At 73.0% G+C, this 16,133-nt stretch carries 18 protein-coding genes; 11 read left to right on the top strand and 7 right to left on the bottom strand.

Features of this window, described 5'->3' with window-relative positions:
- The first annotated feature begins 9 nt into the window (after nt 1–9).
- Complete coding sequence (locus ACWGH0_RS25115; RefSeq protein WP_453406483.1) at nt 10–435, top strand: pyridoxamine 5'-phosphate oxidase family protein; 426 nt, start codon at nt 10–12, stop codon at nt 433–435.
- A 73-nt stretch (nt 436–508) separates the two neighbouring features.
- On the opposite strand, the gene ACWGH0_RS25110 is transcribed toward ACWGH0_RS25115, so the two are convergent.
- From ACWGH0_RS25110 to ACWGH0_RS25085, 6 genes are all read right to left on the bottom strand, one after another.
- Nucleotides 509–1,018 carry a hypothetical protein gene (locus tag ACWGH0_RS25110; RefSeq protein WP_453406482.1) on the bottom strand — a complete coding sequence of 170 codons (510 nt, stop codon included), beginning with the start codon at nt 1,016–1,018 and terminating at the stop codon, nt 509–511.
- Between the two features lie 119 nt (nt 1,019–1,137).
- Complete coding sequence (locus ACWGH0_RS25105; protein WP_453406481.1) at nt 1,138–1,905, bottom strand: succinate dehydrogenase iron-sulfur subunit; 768 nt, start codon at nt 1,903–1,905, stop codon at nt 1,138–1,140.
- On the bottom strand, nt 1,905–3,659 hold the full coding sequence (sdhA, locus tag ACWGH0_RS25100) for a succinate dehydrogenase flavoprotein subunit (RefSeq protein WP_453406480.1): 1,755 nt from the start codon (nt 3,657–3,659) through the stop codon (nt 1,905–1,907). Before sdhA ends, ACWGH0_RS25105 begins: the two co-directional genes overlap by 1 nt.
- A gap of 22 nt (nt 3,660–3,681) precedes the next feature.
- A complete protein-coding gene (locus ACWGH0_RS25095) occupies nt 3,682–4,158 on the bottom strand; it encodes a succinate dehydrogenase hydrophobic membrane anchor subunit (protein WP_453406479.1) in 477 nt (158 codons plus the stop codon).
- 5 nt (nt 4,159–4,163) lie between these two features.
- Nucleotides 4,164–4,544, bottom strand: coding sequence for a succinate dehydrogenase, cytochrome b556 subunit (sdhC, locus tag ACWGH0_RS25090; RefSeq protein WP_453406478.1), 381 nt, complete (start codon nt 4,542–4,544; stop codon nt 4,164–4,166).
- Nucleotides 4,545–4,692: 148 nt separating this feature from the next.
- Nucleotides 4,693–5,406: a 2-oxo-4-hydroxy-4-carboxy-5-ureidoimidazoline decarboxylase gene (locus ACWGH0_RS25085; protein ID WP_453406477.1), complete on the bottom strand. Its 714-nt coding sequence runs from the start codon at nt 5,404–5,406 to the stop codon at nt 4,693–4,695.
- A gap of 102 nt (nt 5,407–5,508) precedes the next feature.
- Here ACWGH0_RS25085 and ACWGH0_RS25080 point away from each other — a divergent pair, with 102 nt between their 5' ends.
- From ACWGH0_RS25080 to ACWGH0_RS25040, 9 genes are all read left to right on the top strand, one after another.
- Nucleotides 5,509–7,137, top strand: a complete 1,629-nt coding sequence (locus ACWGH0_RS25080) for a beta-N-acetylhexosaminidase (protein WP_453406476.1) — start codon at nt 5,509–5,511, stop codon at nt 7,135–7,137.
- Between the two features lie 129 nt (nt 7,138–7,266).
- Nucleotides 7,267–8,130 (top strand): DUF4328 domain-containing protein, encoded by an 864-nt coding sequence (locus tag ACWGH0_RS25075; protein WP_453406475.1) that lies wholly within the window; start codon nt 7,267–7,269, stop codon nt 8,128–8,130.
- Between the two features lie 33 nt (nt 8,131–8,163).
- The gene (locus ACWGH0_RS25070; protein WP_453406474.1) at nt 8,164–8,670 is read left to right on the top strand and encodes a hypothetical protein; all 507 of its coding nucleotides are present in this window, start codon (nt 8,164–8,166) and stop codon (nt 8,668–8,670) included.
- 97 nt (nt 8,671–8,767) lie between these two features.
- Nucleotides 8,768–9,355, top strand: a complete 588-nt coding sequence (locus ACWGH0_RS25065) for a hypothetical protein (protein WP_453406473.1) — start codon at nt 8,768–8,770, stop codon at nt 9,353–9,355.
- A 133-nt stretch (nt 9,356–9,488) separates the two neighbouring features.
- On the top strand, nt 9,489–9,857 hold the full coding sequence (locus ACWGH0_RS25060; protein WP_453406472.1) for a hypothetical protein: 369 nt from the start codon (nt 9,489–9,491) through the stop codon (nt 9,855–9,857).
- 121 nt (nt 9,858–9,978) lie between these two features.
- Nucleotides 9,979–10,605 (top strand): RNA polymerase sigma factor, encoded by a 627-nt coding sequence (locus ACWGH0_RS25055; RefSeq protein WP_453406471.1) that lies wholly within the window; start codon nt 9,979–9,981, stop codon nt 10,603–10,605.
- Nucleotides 10,602–11,615 carry a hypothetical protein gene (locus ACWGH0_RS25050; protein WP_453406470.1) on the top strand — a complete coding sequence of 338 codons (1,014 nt, stop codon included), beginning with the start codon at nt 10,602–10,604 and terminating at the stop codon, nt 11,613–11,615. The genes ACWGH0_RS25055 and ACWGH0_RS25050 overlap by 4 nt, the downstream gene beginning before the upstream one ends.
- 580 nt (nt 11,616–12,195) lie before the next feature.
- On the top strand, nt 12,196–12,951 hold the full coding sequence (locus tag ACWGH0_RS25045) for an RNA polymerase sigma factor (protein ID WP_453406519.1): 756 nt from the start codon (nt 12,196–12,198) through the stop codon (nt 12,949–12,951).
- Nucleotides 12,951–13,985, top strand: coding sequence for a hypothetical protein (locus ACWGH0_RS25040; protein ID WP_453406469.1), 1,035 nt, complete (start codon nt 12,951–12,953; stop codon nt 13,983–13,985). The genes ACWGH0_RS25045 and ACWGH0_RS25040 overlap by 1 nt, the downstream gene beginning before the upstream one ends.
- A gap of 207 nt (nt 13,986–14,192) precedes the next feature.
- Here ACWGH0_RS25040 and ACWGH0_RS25035 read toward each other — a convergent pair whose 3' ends face one another.
- Nucleotides 14,193–15,062, bottom strand: coding sequence for a L,D-transpeptidase family protein (locus ACWGH0_RS25035; protein WP_453406518.1), 870 nt, complete (start codon nt 15,060–15,062; stop codon nt 14,193–14,195).
- A 295-nt stretch (nt 15,063–15,357) separates the two neighbouring features.
- Here ACWGH0_RS25035 and ACWGH0_RS25030 point away from each other — a divergent pair.
- Nucleotides 15,358–16,133: methylmalonyl-CoA mutase family protein (locus ACWGH0_RS25030; RefSeq protein ID WP_453406468.1), on the top strand; the 776-nt coding region annotated here is incomplete at its 3' end.

The following is a 16,133-nucleotide window of genomic DNA, read 5'->3' as shown; positions in this document are numbered from 1 at the left end:
CGCTCCCCGATGAACGCGAACGCCCCCACGAAGAACGACGGTGTGCCGCCCAGGGCGCTCACGGACGACGAACTGACCGCCCTGCTGCGGCAGCGGCAGTTCGGCGTGCTGGCGAGCGTCAGGAGCACCGGCCACCCGCACCTGTCGACCGTGCTCTACACCTGGGACGACGAGCAGCGTGTCCTGAGCGTCTCGTCCACCGCGGCCCGTCTCAAGGTCCGTCAGCTGCGCCGCGACCCGCACACGTCGCTGCACGTCAGCGGCCCGGACGTCTGGTCGTTCGCGGTCGCCGAGGGCAAGGCGGAGATCATCGACCCGGCGGGCGAGGCGGCCGCCGCGTCCCAGGAGCAGCCGGACCCGGACCGGCGCGTGGAGATCCGCATCCAGGTCTCCCGCCTCTACGGAGCCGCGCTCGACATGCCGGCCGGGAGCTGACGCCCCGGCGCGTACGCCGACGGCCTCGCGCCGGGAACGTTCCGCACGCGGCGCCGGCGGCGCCGCGCGCGGTTCAGGCGCTCAGCGAGCGGGCGTAGTTGACCTGCCCCATCACCAGGGGGAAGGTGTGCGGGCCGAGGGCCGGGACGAGCGTGGAGTGGTGGCCGCCGCCGCTGGTGACCGTGACCTGGATCCAGCCGGTCGTCACCTTCTCCCGCATCAGCAGGAACAGCAGACCGAGCAGGCAGAAGACGAAGAACACGACGGCGAGGACGACCGCGACCGCCGGCATCCGCTCCTCGGTCCTGGACATGTCCGTGACCGTCCACACCGCGCCCTTGAGCGGCATCGTGCCGGACGGCGTGACGACGGACCCGGGCAGGACGGTGATGTCCCCGACCGACAGCAGCGGCGCCGGCGCGAAGCCCCAGGGCATCGGCGTCCCCGGCAACGTCGGCGGATACTGCGGTGCGGCGCCCTGGCCCGGCGCGGGGCCGGGACAGCCGTAACCGGGGACCGGGCCCCACTGGTAGTCGCTCGGGTCGCCGTCCGCCGCGTACGGGTTCGGATCCTGATCGCTCATGGTCCCCGGTGCTCCTCTCGGCGCGCCTGCAATGTCCTGATACTGGCACATGACGGCGAAAGGCCCCGGCCCCCGGAGAGAACCGGGGGCCGGGGCCTTCGCACGTACGGCCGGAAGGGTCAGAAGCGACGCGTGATCAGCGCGCGCTTCACCTCCTGGATGGCCTTGGTGACCTCGATGCCGCGCGGGCAGGCGTCCGTGCAGTTGAACGTCGTACGGCAACGCCACACGCCGTCCTTGTCGTTCAGGATCTCCAGGCGCTGCTCGCCGCCCTCGTCGCGCGAGTCGAAGATGAAGCGGTGCGCGTTGACGATCGCCGCCGGGCCGAAGTACTGGCCGTCGTTCCAGAACACCGGGCACGACGACGTGCACGCGGCGCACAGGATGCACTTGGTGGTGTCGTCGAACCGCTCACGGTCCTCGGCGGACTGCAGACGCTCGCGCGTCGGCTCGTTGCCCTTCGTGATGAGGAAGGGCATGACGTCGCGGTACGCCTGGAAGAACGGATCCATGTCGACCACGAGGTCCTTGAGGACCGTGAGGCCCTTTATGGCCTCGATCGTGATCGGCTTCTCCGGGTTGATGTCCTTGATCAGCGTCTTGCAGGCGAGCCTGTTCTTGCCGTTGATCCGCATCGCGTCGGAGCCGCAGATGCCGTGGGCGCACGACCGGCGGAAGGTCAGCGTGCCGTCGGTCTCCCACTTGATCTTGTGGAGACCGTCGAGCACGCGCTCCTTCGGGTCGATCTCGATCTGGAAGTCCTGCCACTCGGCCTCGGCGGAGATCTCCGGGTTGAAGCGGCGGATCCGGAACGTGACGGTGATGTACGGAGAGGGGACGGCCGCGGGCTTCGCGTCGTCGACCTTTTCCAGAGTCGGGGTAGCCATCAGTACTTACGCTCCATCGGCTGGTAGCGGGTCTGGACGACCGGCTTGTAGTCGAGACGGATCGACTCGGTGCCGTCGTCGCCGACCTCGCGGTACGCCATGGTGTGGCGCATGAAGTTGACGTCGTCGCGGTTCGGGAAGTCCTCGCGGTAGTGACCGCCGCGGGACTCCTTGCGCGCCAGGGCGGACACGGCCATGACCTCGGCGAGGTCGAGCAGGTTGCCCAGCTCGATGGCCTCCAGGAGGTCGGTGTTGAACCGCTTGCCCTTGTCCTGGATGGACACGTTCAGGTAGCGCTCGCGCAGCTCGCCGATCTTCTCGACCGCGGTCTTGATCGTCTGCTCGGTGCGGAACACCATCACGTTGGCGTCCATCGTCTCCTGGAGCTCCCGGCGCAGGTCGTGGACCCGCTCGGTGCCGGTGGAGTTGCGCAGGCGCTCGACCTGCGCGACGACGAGCGACGCCGGGTCCTCGGGCAGCTCGACGTAGTCGTTCCCGGCGGAGTACTCGGCGGCGGCGATGCCGGCGCGCTTGCCGAAGACGTTGATGTCGAGCAGCGAGTTGGTGCCCAGGCGGTTGGCGCCGTGCACGGAGACGCAGGCGACCTCGCCGGCGGCGTACAGGCCCGGAACGACCGTGGTGTTGTCCGCGAGGACCTCACCCTTGACGTTCGTCGGGATGCCGCCCATGGCGTAGTGCGCGGTCGGCTGGATCGGGATCGGGTCCGTGTACGGCTCGATGCCCAGGTACGTACGCGCGAACTCCGTGATGTCCGGGAGCTTGGCGTCGAGCTGCTCCGGCGGCAGGTGCGTGAGGTCGAGGAAGACGTGGTCGCCCTCGGGACCGCAGCCGCGGCCCTCACGGATCTCCGTGTAGATGGAGCGCGAGACGACGTCACGGGACGCGAGGTCCTTCATGACCGGCGCGTACTTCTCCATGAAGCGCTCGCCGTCCTTGTTGCGGAGGATGCCGCCCTCACCGCGGGCGCCCTCCGTCAGCAGGATGCCCATGCGCCAGATGCCCGTCGGGTGGAACTGGAAGAACTCCATGTCCTCCAGCGGCAGCCCGCGCCGGTACGCCGCGGCCTGGCCGTCACCGGTCAGGGTGTGGGCGTTCGACGTCACCTTGAAGAACTTGCCGGTGCCGCCGGAGGCGAAGATGACGGCCTTCGCCTGGAAGACGTGGATCTCGCCGGTCGCCAGCTCGTACGCGACGACGCCCGCGGACTTGCGGACCCCGTCGACCTCCTGCATGAGCAGGTCGAGGACGTAGAACTCGTTGAAGAACTCCACACCCTCCTTGACGCAGTTCTGGTACAGCGTCTGGAGGATCATGTGGCCGGTGCGGTCCGACGCGTAGCAGGACCGGCGGACCGGGGCCTCACCGTGGTTGCGGGAGTGGCCGCCGAAGCGCCGCTGGTCGATGGTGCCGTCCGGCGTGCGGTTGAACGGCAGGCCCATCTTCTCCAGGTCGAGGACCGAGTCGATGGCCTCCTTCGCCAGGATCTCGGCGGCGTCCTGGTCGACCAGGTAGTCGCCGCCCTTGATCGTGTCGAAGGTGTGCCACTCCCAGTTGTCCTCCTCCACGTTCGCCAGCGCGGCGGCCATGCCGCCCTGCGCGGCGCCCGTGTGGGACCGGGTGGGGTAGAGCTTCGTCAGCACGGCGGTGCGGCTGCGCTTCGTCGACTCGATGGCCGCGCGCATGCCGGCGCCGCCGGCGCCGACGATGACGGTGTCGTACTTGTGAATCTTCATGGTGGTTGCCTCAGCCCCGGGCCTAGCGGATGTTCGGGTCGAAGGTGAAGATCACCAGCGTGCCCAGAAGGACGGTGAACACCGTGGCGGTGTACAGCAGGTTCTTCAGCCAGAAGCGGGTGTTCGGCCGCTCCGCGTAGTCGTTGATGACGGTACGCAGGCCGTTGGCGCCGTGCAGCATCGCCAGCCACAGCATGACGAGGTCCCAGGTCTGCCAGAACGGCGAGGCCCAGCGGCCGGCCACGAAGGCGAAGCCGATCTTGGACACGCCGCCGTCCAGCACGAGCTGGATCAGCAGGTGGCCGAGGACCAGGACGACCAGCACGATGCCGGACAGCCGCATGAACAGCCAGCCGTACAGCTCGAAGTTGGTGCGCGTCGACCTGGGGGTCTTCTTGGTGCGCTTGCGGGGCGGCTCGATGAGCGGAGCCGGGTTGTCCACGTCGTAAAGGCTTGCGCCCTCCACGGGACCGACAGCGGAAGTGGTGGTCTCGGACATGTGCGTCAGCTCCCGAAGACTTCGCGTGCGGCGTGGCCGAGCACGGGGTACAGGGCGCCTGCCATCAGCACGATCCAGACGGCCATGACGGCCCAGAGCATCTGCTTCTGGTAGCGCGTGCCCTTCGTCCAGAAGTCCACGGCGATGACACGGAGACCGTTCAGCGCGTGGAAGAGGATGGCGGCGACCAGGCCGTACTCGAGCAGTGCGACGAGCGGGGTCTTGTAGGTGGCCACGACATCGTCGTACGCCTCGGGAGAGACGCGGACGAGAGCGGTGTCGAGGACATGCACGAACAGGAAGAAGAAAATGAGGACGCCGGTGACTCGATGAGCCACCCAGGACCACATACCTTCCCGGCCGCGATACAGCGTTCCAGCCGGCACGGAAAAACCCTCCGGGAGCGGGGATCAGGGCCATGCCGGCTTCTCTGTCGGTCTGGCCCGGCCGGGTACGGTCCACCGGCCCCGGCCATCGTAGCGACGAGTTGTCGGTTCGCTCGCGCGGGGTCCACACGTGTGATCAAAGTGGCACTCAAACGGGCACGGACGGGCTATCGGGCCGGTCCGAACAGCCGCTATGACCTGCACAATCGGGGTTTGTCGGACAAACGTCCGCTTTCTGTGGATCGGAAACGAGACGGGCGAGCCGTTCCCGGGCGAGTCCCCGCAGCTCGTCGGCGGCGACCGCCCGCTCCTCGTCCGGCTCGTTGCCCAGCCGGGACCTGATTCCGGCGAGCACCTGGTCCAGCCGCTCCTCGGGCCGGACGCCGTCGAGGCAGATGACGAAGGCGTGGCCGAAGCTGCTCTCGTACGCCGCGTGGGCGGCGCGCAGCGCGGTGTGCGCGACGGCGGGCACGCCCGCGCGCAGGCCGACGGAGGACTCGCCGCTCAGCGCCTCGGCGATCTCCTCGTGCGACAGGTCGTACGACGCCTCGTCGGCCGCGGCCAGCAGCGCGCCGAGATCCGGGTACGGGCGGTGCGCGGCGACGCGCCGGGCCCAGCGCGGGCTGCCGCAGCAGGCGAGCAGGCCGGCCTCGGCGGCCCCGGCGGGCGCGGCGTTGAACCGGCCGAGCCCGGCCGCGACGGCGGCGCGGGGCTCTGGGGAGCCGGCGGGGGCGGCTCCCCGGTTCTGCGCGGGCAGGGCCGTGCGTCCCGGCGATTCGCTGGACAGCGGGAGCTCCTCGGGATGGGGCCGGCGAGACGGGCGGGGTGGTGGAGACGGAACGCTAACGACGCTCCGGGACACCTGTCCGACGGTTGCGCGAACCTCACCCTAACGGGAGAGGTTGGCCACACATACCGCCCGATTGGTGGACTATTGGGGGGTTGGTTGTGCATCGTTCGTCCAATGATGTCGCAATTTCGTGGGCCGCTGGCCATAGCCGCGGTCGCCCTGACCGTCCCGCTCGTTGCCACCGTCACCCACGCGGAGCCGTCCGCCGGGACCGCACCGTCCGAACCCTCGGCGTCGCCGGCCACCCCGGCCGCGCAGCCGAAGCGGACGGTCCCGGCGACGCCACCGGCCGCGCCGCCGAAGAAGCCGTCCGCGAAGCCCGGCCCGACGAAGGCGCCCAGCGCCGTCCCCTCCGTGCGGGACTACGACGCCGCCTCCGGCCCCGGCTGGCGGCCGCAGCGCTCCACGCGCGTCGTGGTGGCTCCCGGCGACAGCCGCGCGCTCGGCGACGAGGGCAAGCTCCTGGCCCAGGAGATCGAGCGCGGCTACGCCGCAGGGTCCGGCCGCGCCGGGGACATCGAGCTGGCGCTCGCCCCCGGCGGCGCGCCCGAGTCGTACACCCTCACCGTGCGTGACGGCCGCGTCCGCGTCACGGGCGCCGACCAGGCCGGCGTCTTCTACGGGACCCGCACCGTCAAGCAGGCGCTGGCGGCCGACGGCCGCCTGTCCGAGGGCGTCGTACGGGACAGGCCGGCGAAGCCGCAGCGCGGCGTCATGCTCGACACCGCGCGCAAGCACTTCACCGCCGACTGGATCGAGGACACCGTCCGCGAGATGGGCGACCTCAAGCTCAACCAGCTCGGCCTGCACTTCTCCGACGACCAGGGCTTCCGCATCGAGTCGGACAGCCACCCCGAGATCGTCTCCCAGCAGCACCTCACCAAGGCCGAGGTGCGGCGGATCGTGAAGCTGGCCGAAAGCCGCCACATCACCGTCATCCCCGAGATCGACTCGCCCGGCCACCTCGGCGCGGTCATGCGCGCGCACCCCGACCTCCAGCTGCACGACTCGCGGGGAGTGGCGACACCCGGCGCGGTGGACATCGCCGACCCGAAGTCCGCGCGGATCGTGGACGACCTGCTGAGCGAGTACGCCGACGTCTTCCCCGGCAGGTACGTGCACCTCGGCGGCGACGAGTACGCGGCCCTGCTCAAGCGGAACCCGGAGCTCTCGTACCCGGGCCTCGCCGGTGAGGCCGTCCGCAAGTACGGCCCGAACGCCAAGGTCCAGGACCTGGCCACCGGCTGGCTCAACGACCGCGCCGCGAAGCTGCGCGCGCACGGCAAGACCCTCAAGGCGTGGAACGACGGCCTGCACGCCGGCGGCGTCGTCACGGCCGACCGGGACCGCGAGGTCGAGTACTGGACCGGCAAGGAGATCGGCGCGCGCCAGCCGCAGGAGTACCTGAGCGAGGGCCGCAAGGTGGTCAACGCCAACGACGAGTTCCTGTACTACGTGTTGGGCGAGCCCAACACCTTCACGTACCCGACGGGCCGCCGCATCTACGAGTCCTGGACCCCGCAGGTCCTGCGCGGCACCACCCCGGTGCCCGCGCGCTACGCGGACCAGATCCTCGGCGGCCGCCTGGCCATCTGGTGCGACCTGGCGGACGCGCAGACCCAGGAGCAGGTGGCGCGCGGCATCCACCTCCCGATGCGCGCCCTGGCCCAGAAGACCTGGGACACCGGCACGCCGGCCCTCGGCTGGGAGGGCTTCAAGGCACTCGCCGAGCGCACGGGCTGAGCCGGCGATACGCGATGGACGGCCCGGCCGGCGGCCGCGTATGTTCCGCATGCGCGCGCCGGCCGGCGCCCGCGCCGTCGCCACGCCTCGGAGGAGGGGCGTCCCGTCACCTTGGGGGGTCGCCCAGCCGTGCTGTGCGCCAATTGCGGTCAAGACAAGGTCACCACCGGCGAAGGGCTCTGCGACGGCTGTGCGGTCGCCGCGGCGAACGCCGCGCCGCCGCCCGTCGCGCCCTCCGTGCCGCTGTCCGCGGGGCCGCCGCCCTCCGTGCCGCTGTCCGCAGGGCCCGCGGTGCCGCGCTCGCCCGTGGGGCTGGCGAAGGCCGTGACGGTGCTGCTCGGCGCCGTCGTCGCGGCCGACGTGTTCTCCCTGATCGTCTCCATGCGCGCCCGGGGCATGTGGAGCGACCTGACGTCCGAGGGCTTCACCGCCGTGCCGGTCGACGACCTGGAGCGTGTCGACTCGCAGATGACCTACGCGTCGGTGGCCTACGGCGGCGCCTTCCTCGTCACGGCCGTCGTGTTCATCGTCTGGTTCTTCCGGGTGCGGAAGAACGCCGACGTCTTCGCGCCGGACCTCCAGCGCAAGGGGCGCGGCTGGGCGATCGGCTCCTGGTTCGTCCCGATCGGCAACTTCTGGCTCCCGCGCGGAGTCGCCGTGGACGTCTGGGCGGCCAGCAGGCAGGACCCGTACGGCCTGAACGCGCGCAAGGAGGAGCCGCACACCGTCCTCACCGCGTGGTGGACGCTGTGGGTCGTCTCGGCGCTCTTCAGCCGGTTCGCCGTGCGGCGCTACGCGGCGGCCGAGGAGCCGGCCGCGATCCGCGACGCCCTCGACCAGCTCATCGTCGCCGACCTCCTCGACATCGCGTCCGCCGTGCTCGCGATCCTCTTCGTACGCGCGCTGACGCGCATGCAGCGCCTGAAGGCCGAAGCCCGCTCCGCCGCGTCAACAGAGCGGCCCTCAGAGGCACTTGATGCGGGCAGAATATGACAGCACTGTTGGAAACCGTGGGGGGATCGGGGCATGGGCTTCTGGGGTTACTTCGTCGTGGGCCGGAGCGCGCGGCCGCTCTCCGAGCTGGCGGCGCTCGCCGACGTACGCGAGGGGCTGTCGCTCCACGAGACGCGCGGCGACGGCTGGCAGGTGTGGGCGCGGCCCAGTGAGCCGCAGGTCGGTGACATGGGGGCGCTCGCCCGCGGGGTGTGCGGGGAGACGGGGACGCCCGCGCTGTTCGCCTTCGTCATGGACAGCGCCTGCGTGGTCGTGGAGGCCGCCACGTCCGCCACGGCGGACGGGTCCTGGTTCGGCTGCCTGGGCCGCGAGGCCATGGCGGAACACCTGAGCGCCGACGGAATGGTCCTGGAGGACCTGTTCCTGCCGCCCGAGCGGGCCGCGGCGAAGGCCGTGGAGTGGGCGGCCGCCACCGGACGCACGGTGGCCTCCGGCGCGCTGCTCGACGTACTGCGCGAAGAGGCCGATCCGGTGGCCGAGGAGCTTTTCGCACGCTTCCTTGACCGCCTGGGGCTGTGAGCGGCGATGAGCGCACTGTGACGTAATCGCCGCCCGGTACGCAGTCGGAAGGAGAAGGCCCGCACCGAGCGGGCCCAGCAGTGCCGAGGGAGGCACCGTGACCCTGGTGGAACTGATCGGCCGTGCCGACGAGCGGACCCTGGCGGCGAGCGCGGTGGCCTGCCTGGACCGCTGCCTGCCCCTCCTGGAGTACGTCGAGGGTGCCGAGCGCATCGGTCTCGACACGGACGAGGCGCTCAGGCCGCTGTGGGTCGCGGTGGAGGGCGGCGACGCGTGGCTCGGCCGGCTGCGCAGGGTCGCCACCGTCGTCGAGCGCGTCGCGGGCGCGGCCCCCGGCGAACTGGCCGGCTTCGCCATCCGCATGGCCGCCGCCGTCCCCGCCGCCTACGACGGACCCGCACTGCGGGCCTGGGCCGAGGACTGCTCGGCGGCCGTGCTGGAGGTCCACCTGCGGCTCGACGGGGTGGCGCCCGGCGGCCACGAGGAGCGGGTGAAGGCGTACCGCCACGGCGAGACCGACGGCATCAGCCCGCTCACCGCCGGCGAACTGCGCCGCCAGTGCCAGCTCCTCGACATGCTGTCGGAGGGTTCCGGCGGCGGCCTGAACCACGCCCTCCAGCTCTCCAACGAGGGCAAGCGCGTCCTGCGGGCCGCGGCCTCCCGCCGGGCCCGCAGCAACGGCTGACCGGGCGGACCGGGGCGGGCGCGGATCACCGCGCGCTGTCCGCCGGCTGCCCTGTCGCACGGCCGCGCGGCCGGGGACAGACTGGGAGAAGGCGGAGATTTCAGCCCCGCAACCGGTCCGCCGTGGAGGAGTCATGCAGGCGACGACCCGGAACGACGCTCCTGTCGCGATCGAAGGCGGCGGAGTGGAGCTGCGCATGCGGGAGATCGGGGGCGACATGACGGTCGCGTTCGCGCGGTTCCCCAAGGGCACGGACATGGGTCCGCTGGCCGAGGGCCTGCCCGACGACATGTGCCAGTGCCCGCACTGGGGATACCTGCTCAAGGGGCGGCTGCGGATGCGCACCAAGGACGGCGAGCAGGTCTACGAGGCGGGCCAGGCGTTCTACTGGGCGCCCGGTCACGTGCCCGAGGCGCTGGAGGACTGCGAGTACGTCGACTTCTCGCCGACCGAGGAGTTCAACGAGGTGGTCGGCCACATCCAGGCGCAGATGGGCGGCTGAGTCCCGGCGGCGGACGCCCTGTGACGTTTCTCCGCCCCCGGGCGCAGAGCAAGAGGGGGCCGGTGCCTCCCAGGGGGCATGGGCACGGTGACCAGTGCCGGGTCGGCACGAAGAGGGACGTGTGGTCAGGGGTGGGGAGCGGCGTCGTACGCAGGTGTGCGACGCGGAACTGGGCGCTGCCGTCGAGCGGGCCCAGCAGGGGGACGAGGAAGGCTTCGCCGCGGCGTACCGGATGGTGCATCCGGGGCTGCTCAGATACGTACGGGGGCTCGTGGGGGAGGACGCTGAGGACGTGACGTCCGAGGCATGGCTGGAGATCGCCCGGGACCTCGGGCGCTTCCGCGGCGACGGGGCGGGCTTTCGCGGCTGGACGGCGACGATCGCCCGGCACCGCGCGCTGGACCACCTGCGCAAGCAGAAGCGAAGACCCCGTACGTCGCTGATGGAGCAGGACGTGCTGGAGCTCCCCGGCCGGCAGGACACCGCCGACGACGCGATCGAGGCGCTGTCGACCGGGCAGGCGCTGGAGATGATCGCCCGGCTGCCGCGTGATCAGGCCGAGGCGGTGCTGCTGCGCGTGGTCGTCGGACTGGACGGGCCCGCGGCGGCCAGGGTGCTGGGCAAGCGCAGCGGGTCCGTGCGGACGTCGGCGTACCGGGGGCTCAAGCGGCTGGCCGAACAACTGGCGGACGGCGGACCCGGCGTTGTGACGTCTGCGGCGCCGCGCACGCTGAAGGATGAGACATGAGACGGGCATCGGAACGAGCACAGGAGCGCGCACGGTCGCGGACCGGGCGCGGGGCCGCCTCGCGCGCGCGGCGCCCGGAAGCGGCCGGTGAACAGCCGGCGGCGCCGGAGGTCGAGGCGCTGCTGGCCGCCGTACGCCGGTCGTCGCCGGCGTCCGGCGAGGTGGCCGGCGTGCGGGCGGCGCTCGCCGCGTACCGGGAGGCGCGCGACTCGGGGCTGCTCGCCTCGCCGGGGCGCCGCCGGTGGGGGGCGCGCGGGCGCGACGACTGGCGGCCCTCTCGGCGCCGGCGCGGAACCCTGCCGGTACGGGCGGCGTTCGCCTCGCTCGCGGCGACGGTGACGCTGGGCGGAGTGGCGCTGGCCGCCGGCGCGGGGGCGCTTCCGACGCCCTTCGGGATCGGCTCGGGCGGGCCGGGCGCGGTGGCGACGGCCCCGGGCGACGGTGCGCGGGTGCCGGCGGGTACGGGCCGTGGGGACGACGCGGGGGCGGCCGAGCGGGACGCGGCGCGGACGCCGCCGGCCGGCGTCACCCCCTCGTGGGCGGCGCTCGCGGCGCGCGACGAGGTGGCGTACTGCGTCGCGTACCTCGTGCCGCGGGGGCGCTCGGTCGCAGGACCGGGTGCGGTCCCCGAGCGGCTCGCGGCGGCCGCCGCCGACGCGGACCGGACGGTCGAGGCGTACTGCGAGGACCTGCTGGAGGCTGGAGAGCGGCGGCCGGACGCCGGCGGCGAGGGCTCCGCGGCGGAGCCGGACGACGCCGGAGCCTCCGGTGGCACGAAGGCCCCGCAGCCGGGCACGGCGCCCGGTGCGCCGAAGACGCCGGCCGGGCCGGAAGGCGGCGCGGCCGCACGCCCCGACGGGGCCGACGGCGGGGGAGCGGCGGCCGGGGACGGCCGGCCGGGCGGCGAAGAGGACGAGCGGGGCGGCAGCGGCGACGACGGCGCCCGGGCCGATGGCGGCTCCGGGGACGGCACGGGCGACAAGGACCCGAACGATTCCGGCCCACGCTGACGGCGGTCGCGGCGGTCGCGGCGGCGCGGAACGCGGGTGCCTGGCGTACGGCGGTCGCGGCGGCGCGGAAGGCGGCTGTTCGCCGTACGGGGGAGAGCGGGTCGCCGCGGCGCGGGAAGAGATTGTTCGCCGTACGGGGAGAGCGGGTCGCCGCAGCTCGGGGAGGAGGCTGTTCGCCGTACGGCGGTCGCGGCCGCGCGGGACGCGGGCGTTCGCGTACGGGGAGAGCCGGTCGTCGCGGTGCGGGTAAGGGGGTCCGGCGTGCGGGCCGAGCCGGTCGCCCCGGCGCGGAAGCGGAATCCGCCGTACGGGCAGCGCATGGGGCCGCCGCCGGCCGCGGAAGGACGACCGGAGCCGCCACCCCCCACAGGAGAGGCCCCGGTCGCCGTCCGCGGACCGTGCGGCGGCCCGTACTACTCTCAGCGCCGGGCATGCGTTTTCTGTCACACCGCTCTGTGTCAGTGCGCGGTCGCACGGTGTGCAGGACGTGGACGCGACCCCCGGCGACGCCGTAGCGTGCAGACTCGCGCAGGGCTGCGCGGCAGTGGTGACCAGCTGCGACTCGGGACAGGTTGAGGGAGTGCTGGGGGACGACGCGGAGCTGACCGCCGCGGTGCTCGCGGCACAGGACGGGGACGAGAGCGCCTTCCGTACTGTGTACCGCGCCGTGCACCCACGGCTGTTGGGCTACATACGAACGCTGGTCGGCGACCCGGACGCCGAGGACGTCGCCTCCGAGTCCTGGCTCCAGATAGCCCGCGACCTCGACCGGTTCAGCGGGGACGCCGACCGGTTCAGGGGCTGGGCGGCGCGCATAGCGCGCAACCGCGCCCTGGACCACATACGGATGCGCGGCCGGCGACCCGTCGTCGGCGCCGACGAGACGGAACTCGCCGCGAAGCCCGGCGTCTCCGACACCGCCGGTGAGGCGATGGAGGCCCTCGCCACCGGCGACACCCTCGCACTCATCGCCCAGCTCCCGCAGGACCAGGCCGAGGCGGTCGTCCTGCGCGTCGTCGTCGGGCTCGACGCGAAGAGCGCGGCCCAGACTCTGGGCAAGCGCCCCGGCGCGGTACGGACCGCCGCCCACCGGGGCCTCAAGCGCCTGGCCGAACTCCTGAACGCCCCCGATTCCGGTGCGCGCGCCGACGGCAGCGGCGCGGGTGGTGTCGACGACAGCCGCGAGAACGGCGAAGGCGTCAGCGGTACGGGCGCGGGCCCGGCCGGCGGGCGGCAGGAGCTCGGCGCGGTGCCGCCGCAGCGGGGTCCGCGGGGGGGCCGGGTCACGTCCGCCGGTGTGACGCAATGGCGCGTGCGGACGCAGAAGGACATGTGATGGCCGACGAGCGGTACGAGTGGCTCGACAAGGACGCGGCGGAGCGCCTGCTGCGCGGAGAACCCGTCGGGCCTGTCGGTGACCACGCGCGCGCCCAGGCCGAGCGCCTCGCCGCAGCCCTGGACGGCGTGGCCCGGGCCGGCGGCCACGAGTCCGGCGAACTCCCCGGCGAGGCGGCCGCGCTCGCCGCGTTCCGCAAGGCCAGGGCGGCCGCCCCCGAGAACCCCACGGTGCGCATCGGCCGCGCGGCGCCCGTGGGTCTGCGCTGGGCGCGTCCCGTACGCATCGGCCTGGCCGGCGCCCTCGCGGGCGTCGCGCTCGGCGGCGTCGCGGTGGCGGCCGGCACCGGCGTGCTGCCCAGCCCCTTCGGCACGGGCGACCGCCCCGCGCCCGCGGCCACCGTGTCCGCCGCCGCGACACCGCCCCCGCCCGCCCCCGGCACCACCGGCCCCGGACATGACGGCACCGGCGGCCCGTCCCCCGACGGCACCGGAACACCCGGCGACGCGCACGGGACACCGGACGACGGCGGAACGGGCGATACGCACGAGTCCTCCGCGGGACCGGGCACCGCCACGCCGCCCACGTCCCCGACCCGGCCCGGCGACGGCGCCCCGGGAACGGGCGGTGACGGCCCGGTGCCGGGCTCCGACGACTGGTACCGCGAGACGGTCAGGGCGTGCCGGGACCACCGCTCCGGCAGCCTCGCCCCCGACCACGAGCGGCGCCTGGAGGAGGCCGCCAGGGGCGCCGACCGGGTCGAGCGCTTCTGCGACCACCTGCTGGACGGCTCCGACGGCCGGGACGGCCCGGACGACGGCTCCGCCGACGGCGGGAGGAACGGCGGCCGTGACGAGGACGGCCGCCACGGCGACGGACGCAAGGGCCGGACCGGCGACGGCGAGGCGGCCGACGGGAGAGGGGGCGCCACCGACGGGGTGCGGCGGCGCGTGCCGGCGGTCTCGTACACCCCGCCGCCCTCCCCGGCCACCGGGTCCGTCGCCCCGGTCACGGCGCTGACGCAGGCGGACTGACCCTCGCTGAGCTGGGCTTTCTCATCTCCGCTCCGGCAGGTGTGACGTTTTTGGAGCCGCTGACGCAGTAGAGAGTGAGCCGACTGGTCATCGGCAGCGCGACGAGCCGGGGTTCCCCCCGTACCTGCGGCTCCGCGCAACAGGCGCGGGCGGGACACGTTCCCCCGGTCCCGCCCGCGCCACTCTTCTCCTTCTCCTCGTCGCCGCCTACCAGTGGACGACGACTCTGTCGCCGTCGCGCACCTGCGCGAACAGGCCGGCGATCTTCCCCTCGTCCCGGACGTTGACGCAGCCGTGCGAGGCGCCGCCGTAACCGCGCGCCGCGAAGTCCGACGAGTAGTGGACGGCCTGCCCGCCGCTGAAGAACAGGGCGTACGGCATCGGGGTGTCGTACAGCGTCGAGACGTGGTGCCGGGACTTCCAGTACACGCTGAAGACGCCTTCGCGGGTCGGTGTGTACTGCGAACCGAACCGCACGTCCATCACCGAGACGACCCGCCCGTCGATCATCCAGGACAGCGTGCGGCTGGTCTTGCTGATGCACAGCACCCGCCCCGTCAGGCAGCGCGGGTCGGGCCGTGCCACCGGCCGGGCGGTCGCCGGGTACAGCTCGGCGCGCGTCGGCTCGCGGGTCGTCCCGAGCAGCCTGCTCCAGGTGACGGTGTCTGTCGTGCCCGTGCGGGGCAGTCCGCGCCCGGCCTGGAACGCCGAGACGGCGGCGGCGGTGACGGGACCGTAGTGGCCGGTCGGCGTGCGCGGGAAGTGGCCGGTCCGGCGGAGCCTGGCCTGGAGTTCCCGTACCTGGGCGCCGTCGGACCCGCTCGCCATGAGGATCCTGGGCGCCGGGGGTTTCGGCGCGGCGGGCCGGGGTGTCGCCGGCCCGGGCGGTGTGCGCCGCCCTGCAAGTCCCTGCGGACCGACGGTCGCGGGCGGCTCGTACGCCGCCGCGGGGGGCGCGTGGGCCGGGCTCCGCGCCGGGGCGGCTGCCGCCTGCCGGGCGGCGCCCGGCCCCGTGTCCGTCGCGGGCCTGCATCCCGCCGTGACGGCCGCGAGCGCCGCAACGGCCGCCACCGCCACCACTGCCCGCCCCGGCCTGCTCCCGCGCAGCTTCACGTCCATCCCCGCCCCCGTGACTCGCCCGTCCCCCGGATGATTCCCGCCGCGCCCGGTCGCGAAAGCCCGTACCGCCCGCGAAAGCCCTCCCGGGTCGCGCGACCCGCCGCCGGTCGCGCGGGCACACGCATGATGGGGGGAGCGACGTTGTGAGCAAGGTCCCAGCCTGCGGCTCTCCACCGGCCGCACGCCCGCCGCTACAGTCCGTCGCGAGGGTCGGTTCATTACCAGCCAGTACGTTCAGCGGGAGGCACAGCAGATGGCGCGCGAGTCGGAGTCGGGACTGCCTATTGAGCCGGTGTACGGGCCGGACGCCCTGGAGGGCTGGGACCCTCAGGAGAAGCTGGGCGAGCCCGGCGCATACCCCTTCACGCGCGGTGTCTACCCGTCGATGTACACGGGCCGGCCGTGGACCATGCGCCAGTACGCCGGCTTCGGCACGGCCACGGAGTCCAACGCCCGGTACAAGCAGCTGATCGCCAACGGCACGATGGGCCTCTCGGTCGCCTTCGACCTGCCGACCCAGATGGGCCACGACAGCGACGCGGCCATCGCCAGTGGCGAGGTCGGCAAGGTCGGCGTGGCGATCGACTCCATCGACGACATGCGGGTCCTGTTCGGCGGCATCCCGCTGGACAAGGTCTCGACGTCCATGACGATCAACGCCCCCGCGGCGCTCCTCCTCCTGATGTACCAGCTGGTCGGCGAGGAGCAGGGTGTGCCGGCGGACCAGCTGACGGGCACGATCCAGAACGACGTGCTGAAGGAGTACATCGCGCGCGGGACGTACATCTTCCCGCCGAAGCCGTCGCTGCGCCTGATCGCGGACATCTTCAAGTACTGCAAGACCGAGATCCCGAAGTGGAACACGATCTCGATCTCCGGCTACCACATGGCCGAGGCCGGCGCCTCGCCCGCGCAGGAGATCGCGTTCACCCTCGCCGACGGCATCGAGTACGTGCGCACCGCCGTCGCCGCCGGGATGGACGTCGACGACTTCGCGCCGCGCCTCTCGTTCTTCTTCGTCTCGCGCAC

It is taken from the genome of Streptomyces sp. NPDC054887, assembly GCF_053610585.1.
Note: the sequence above shows the minus strand (reverse complement) of the source record. Positions and strands in the feature narration are given on the sequence as shown.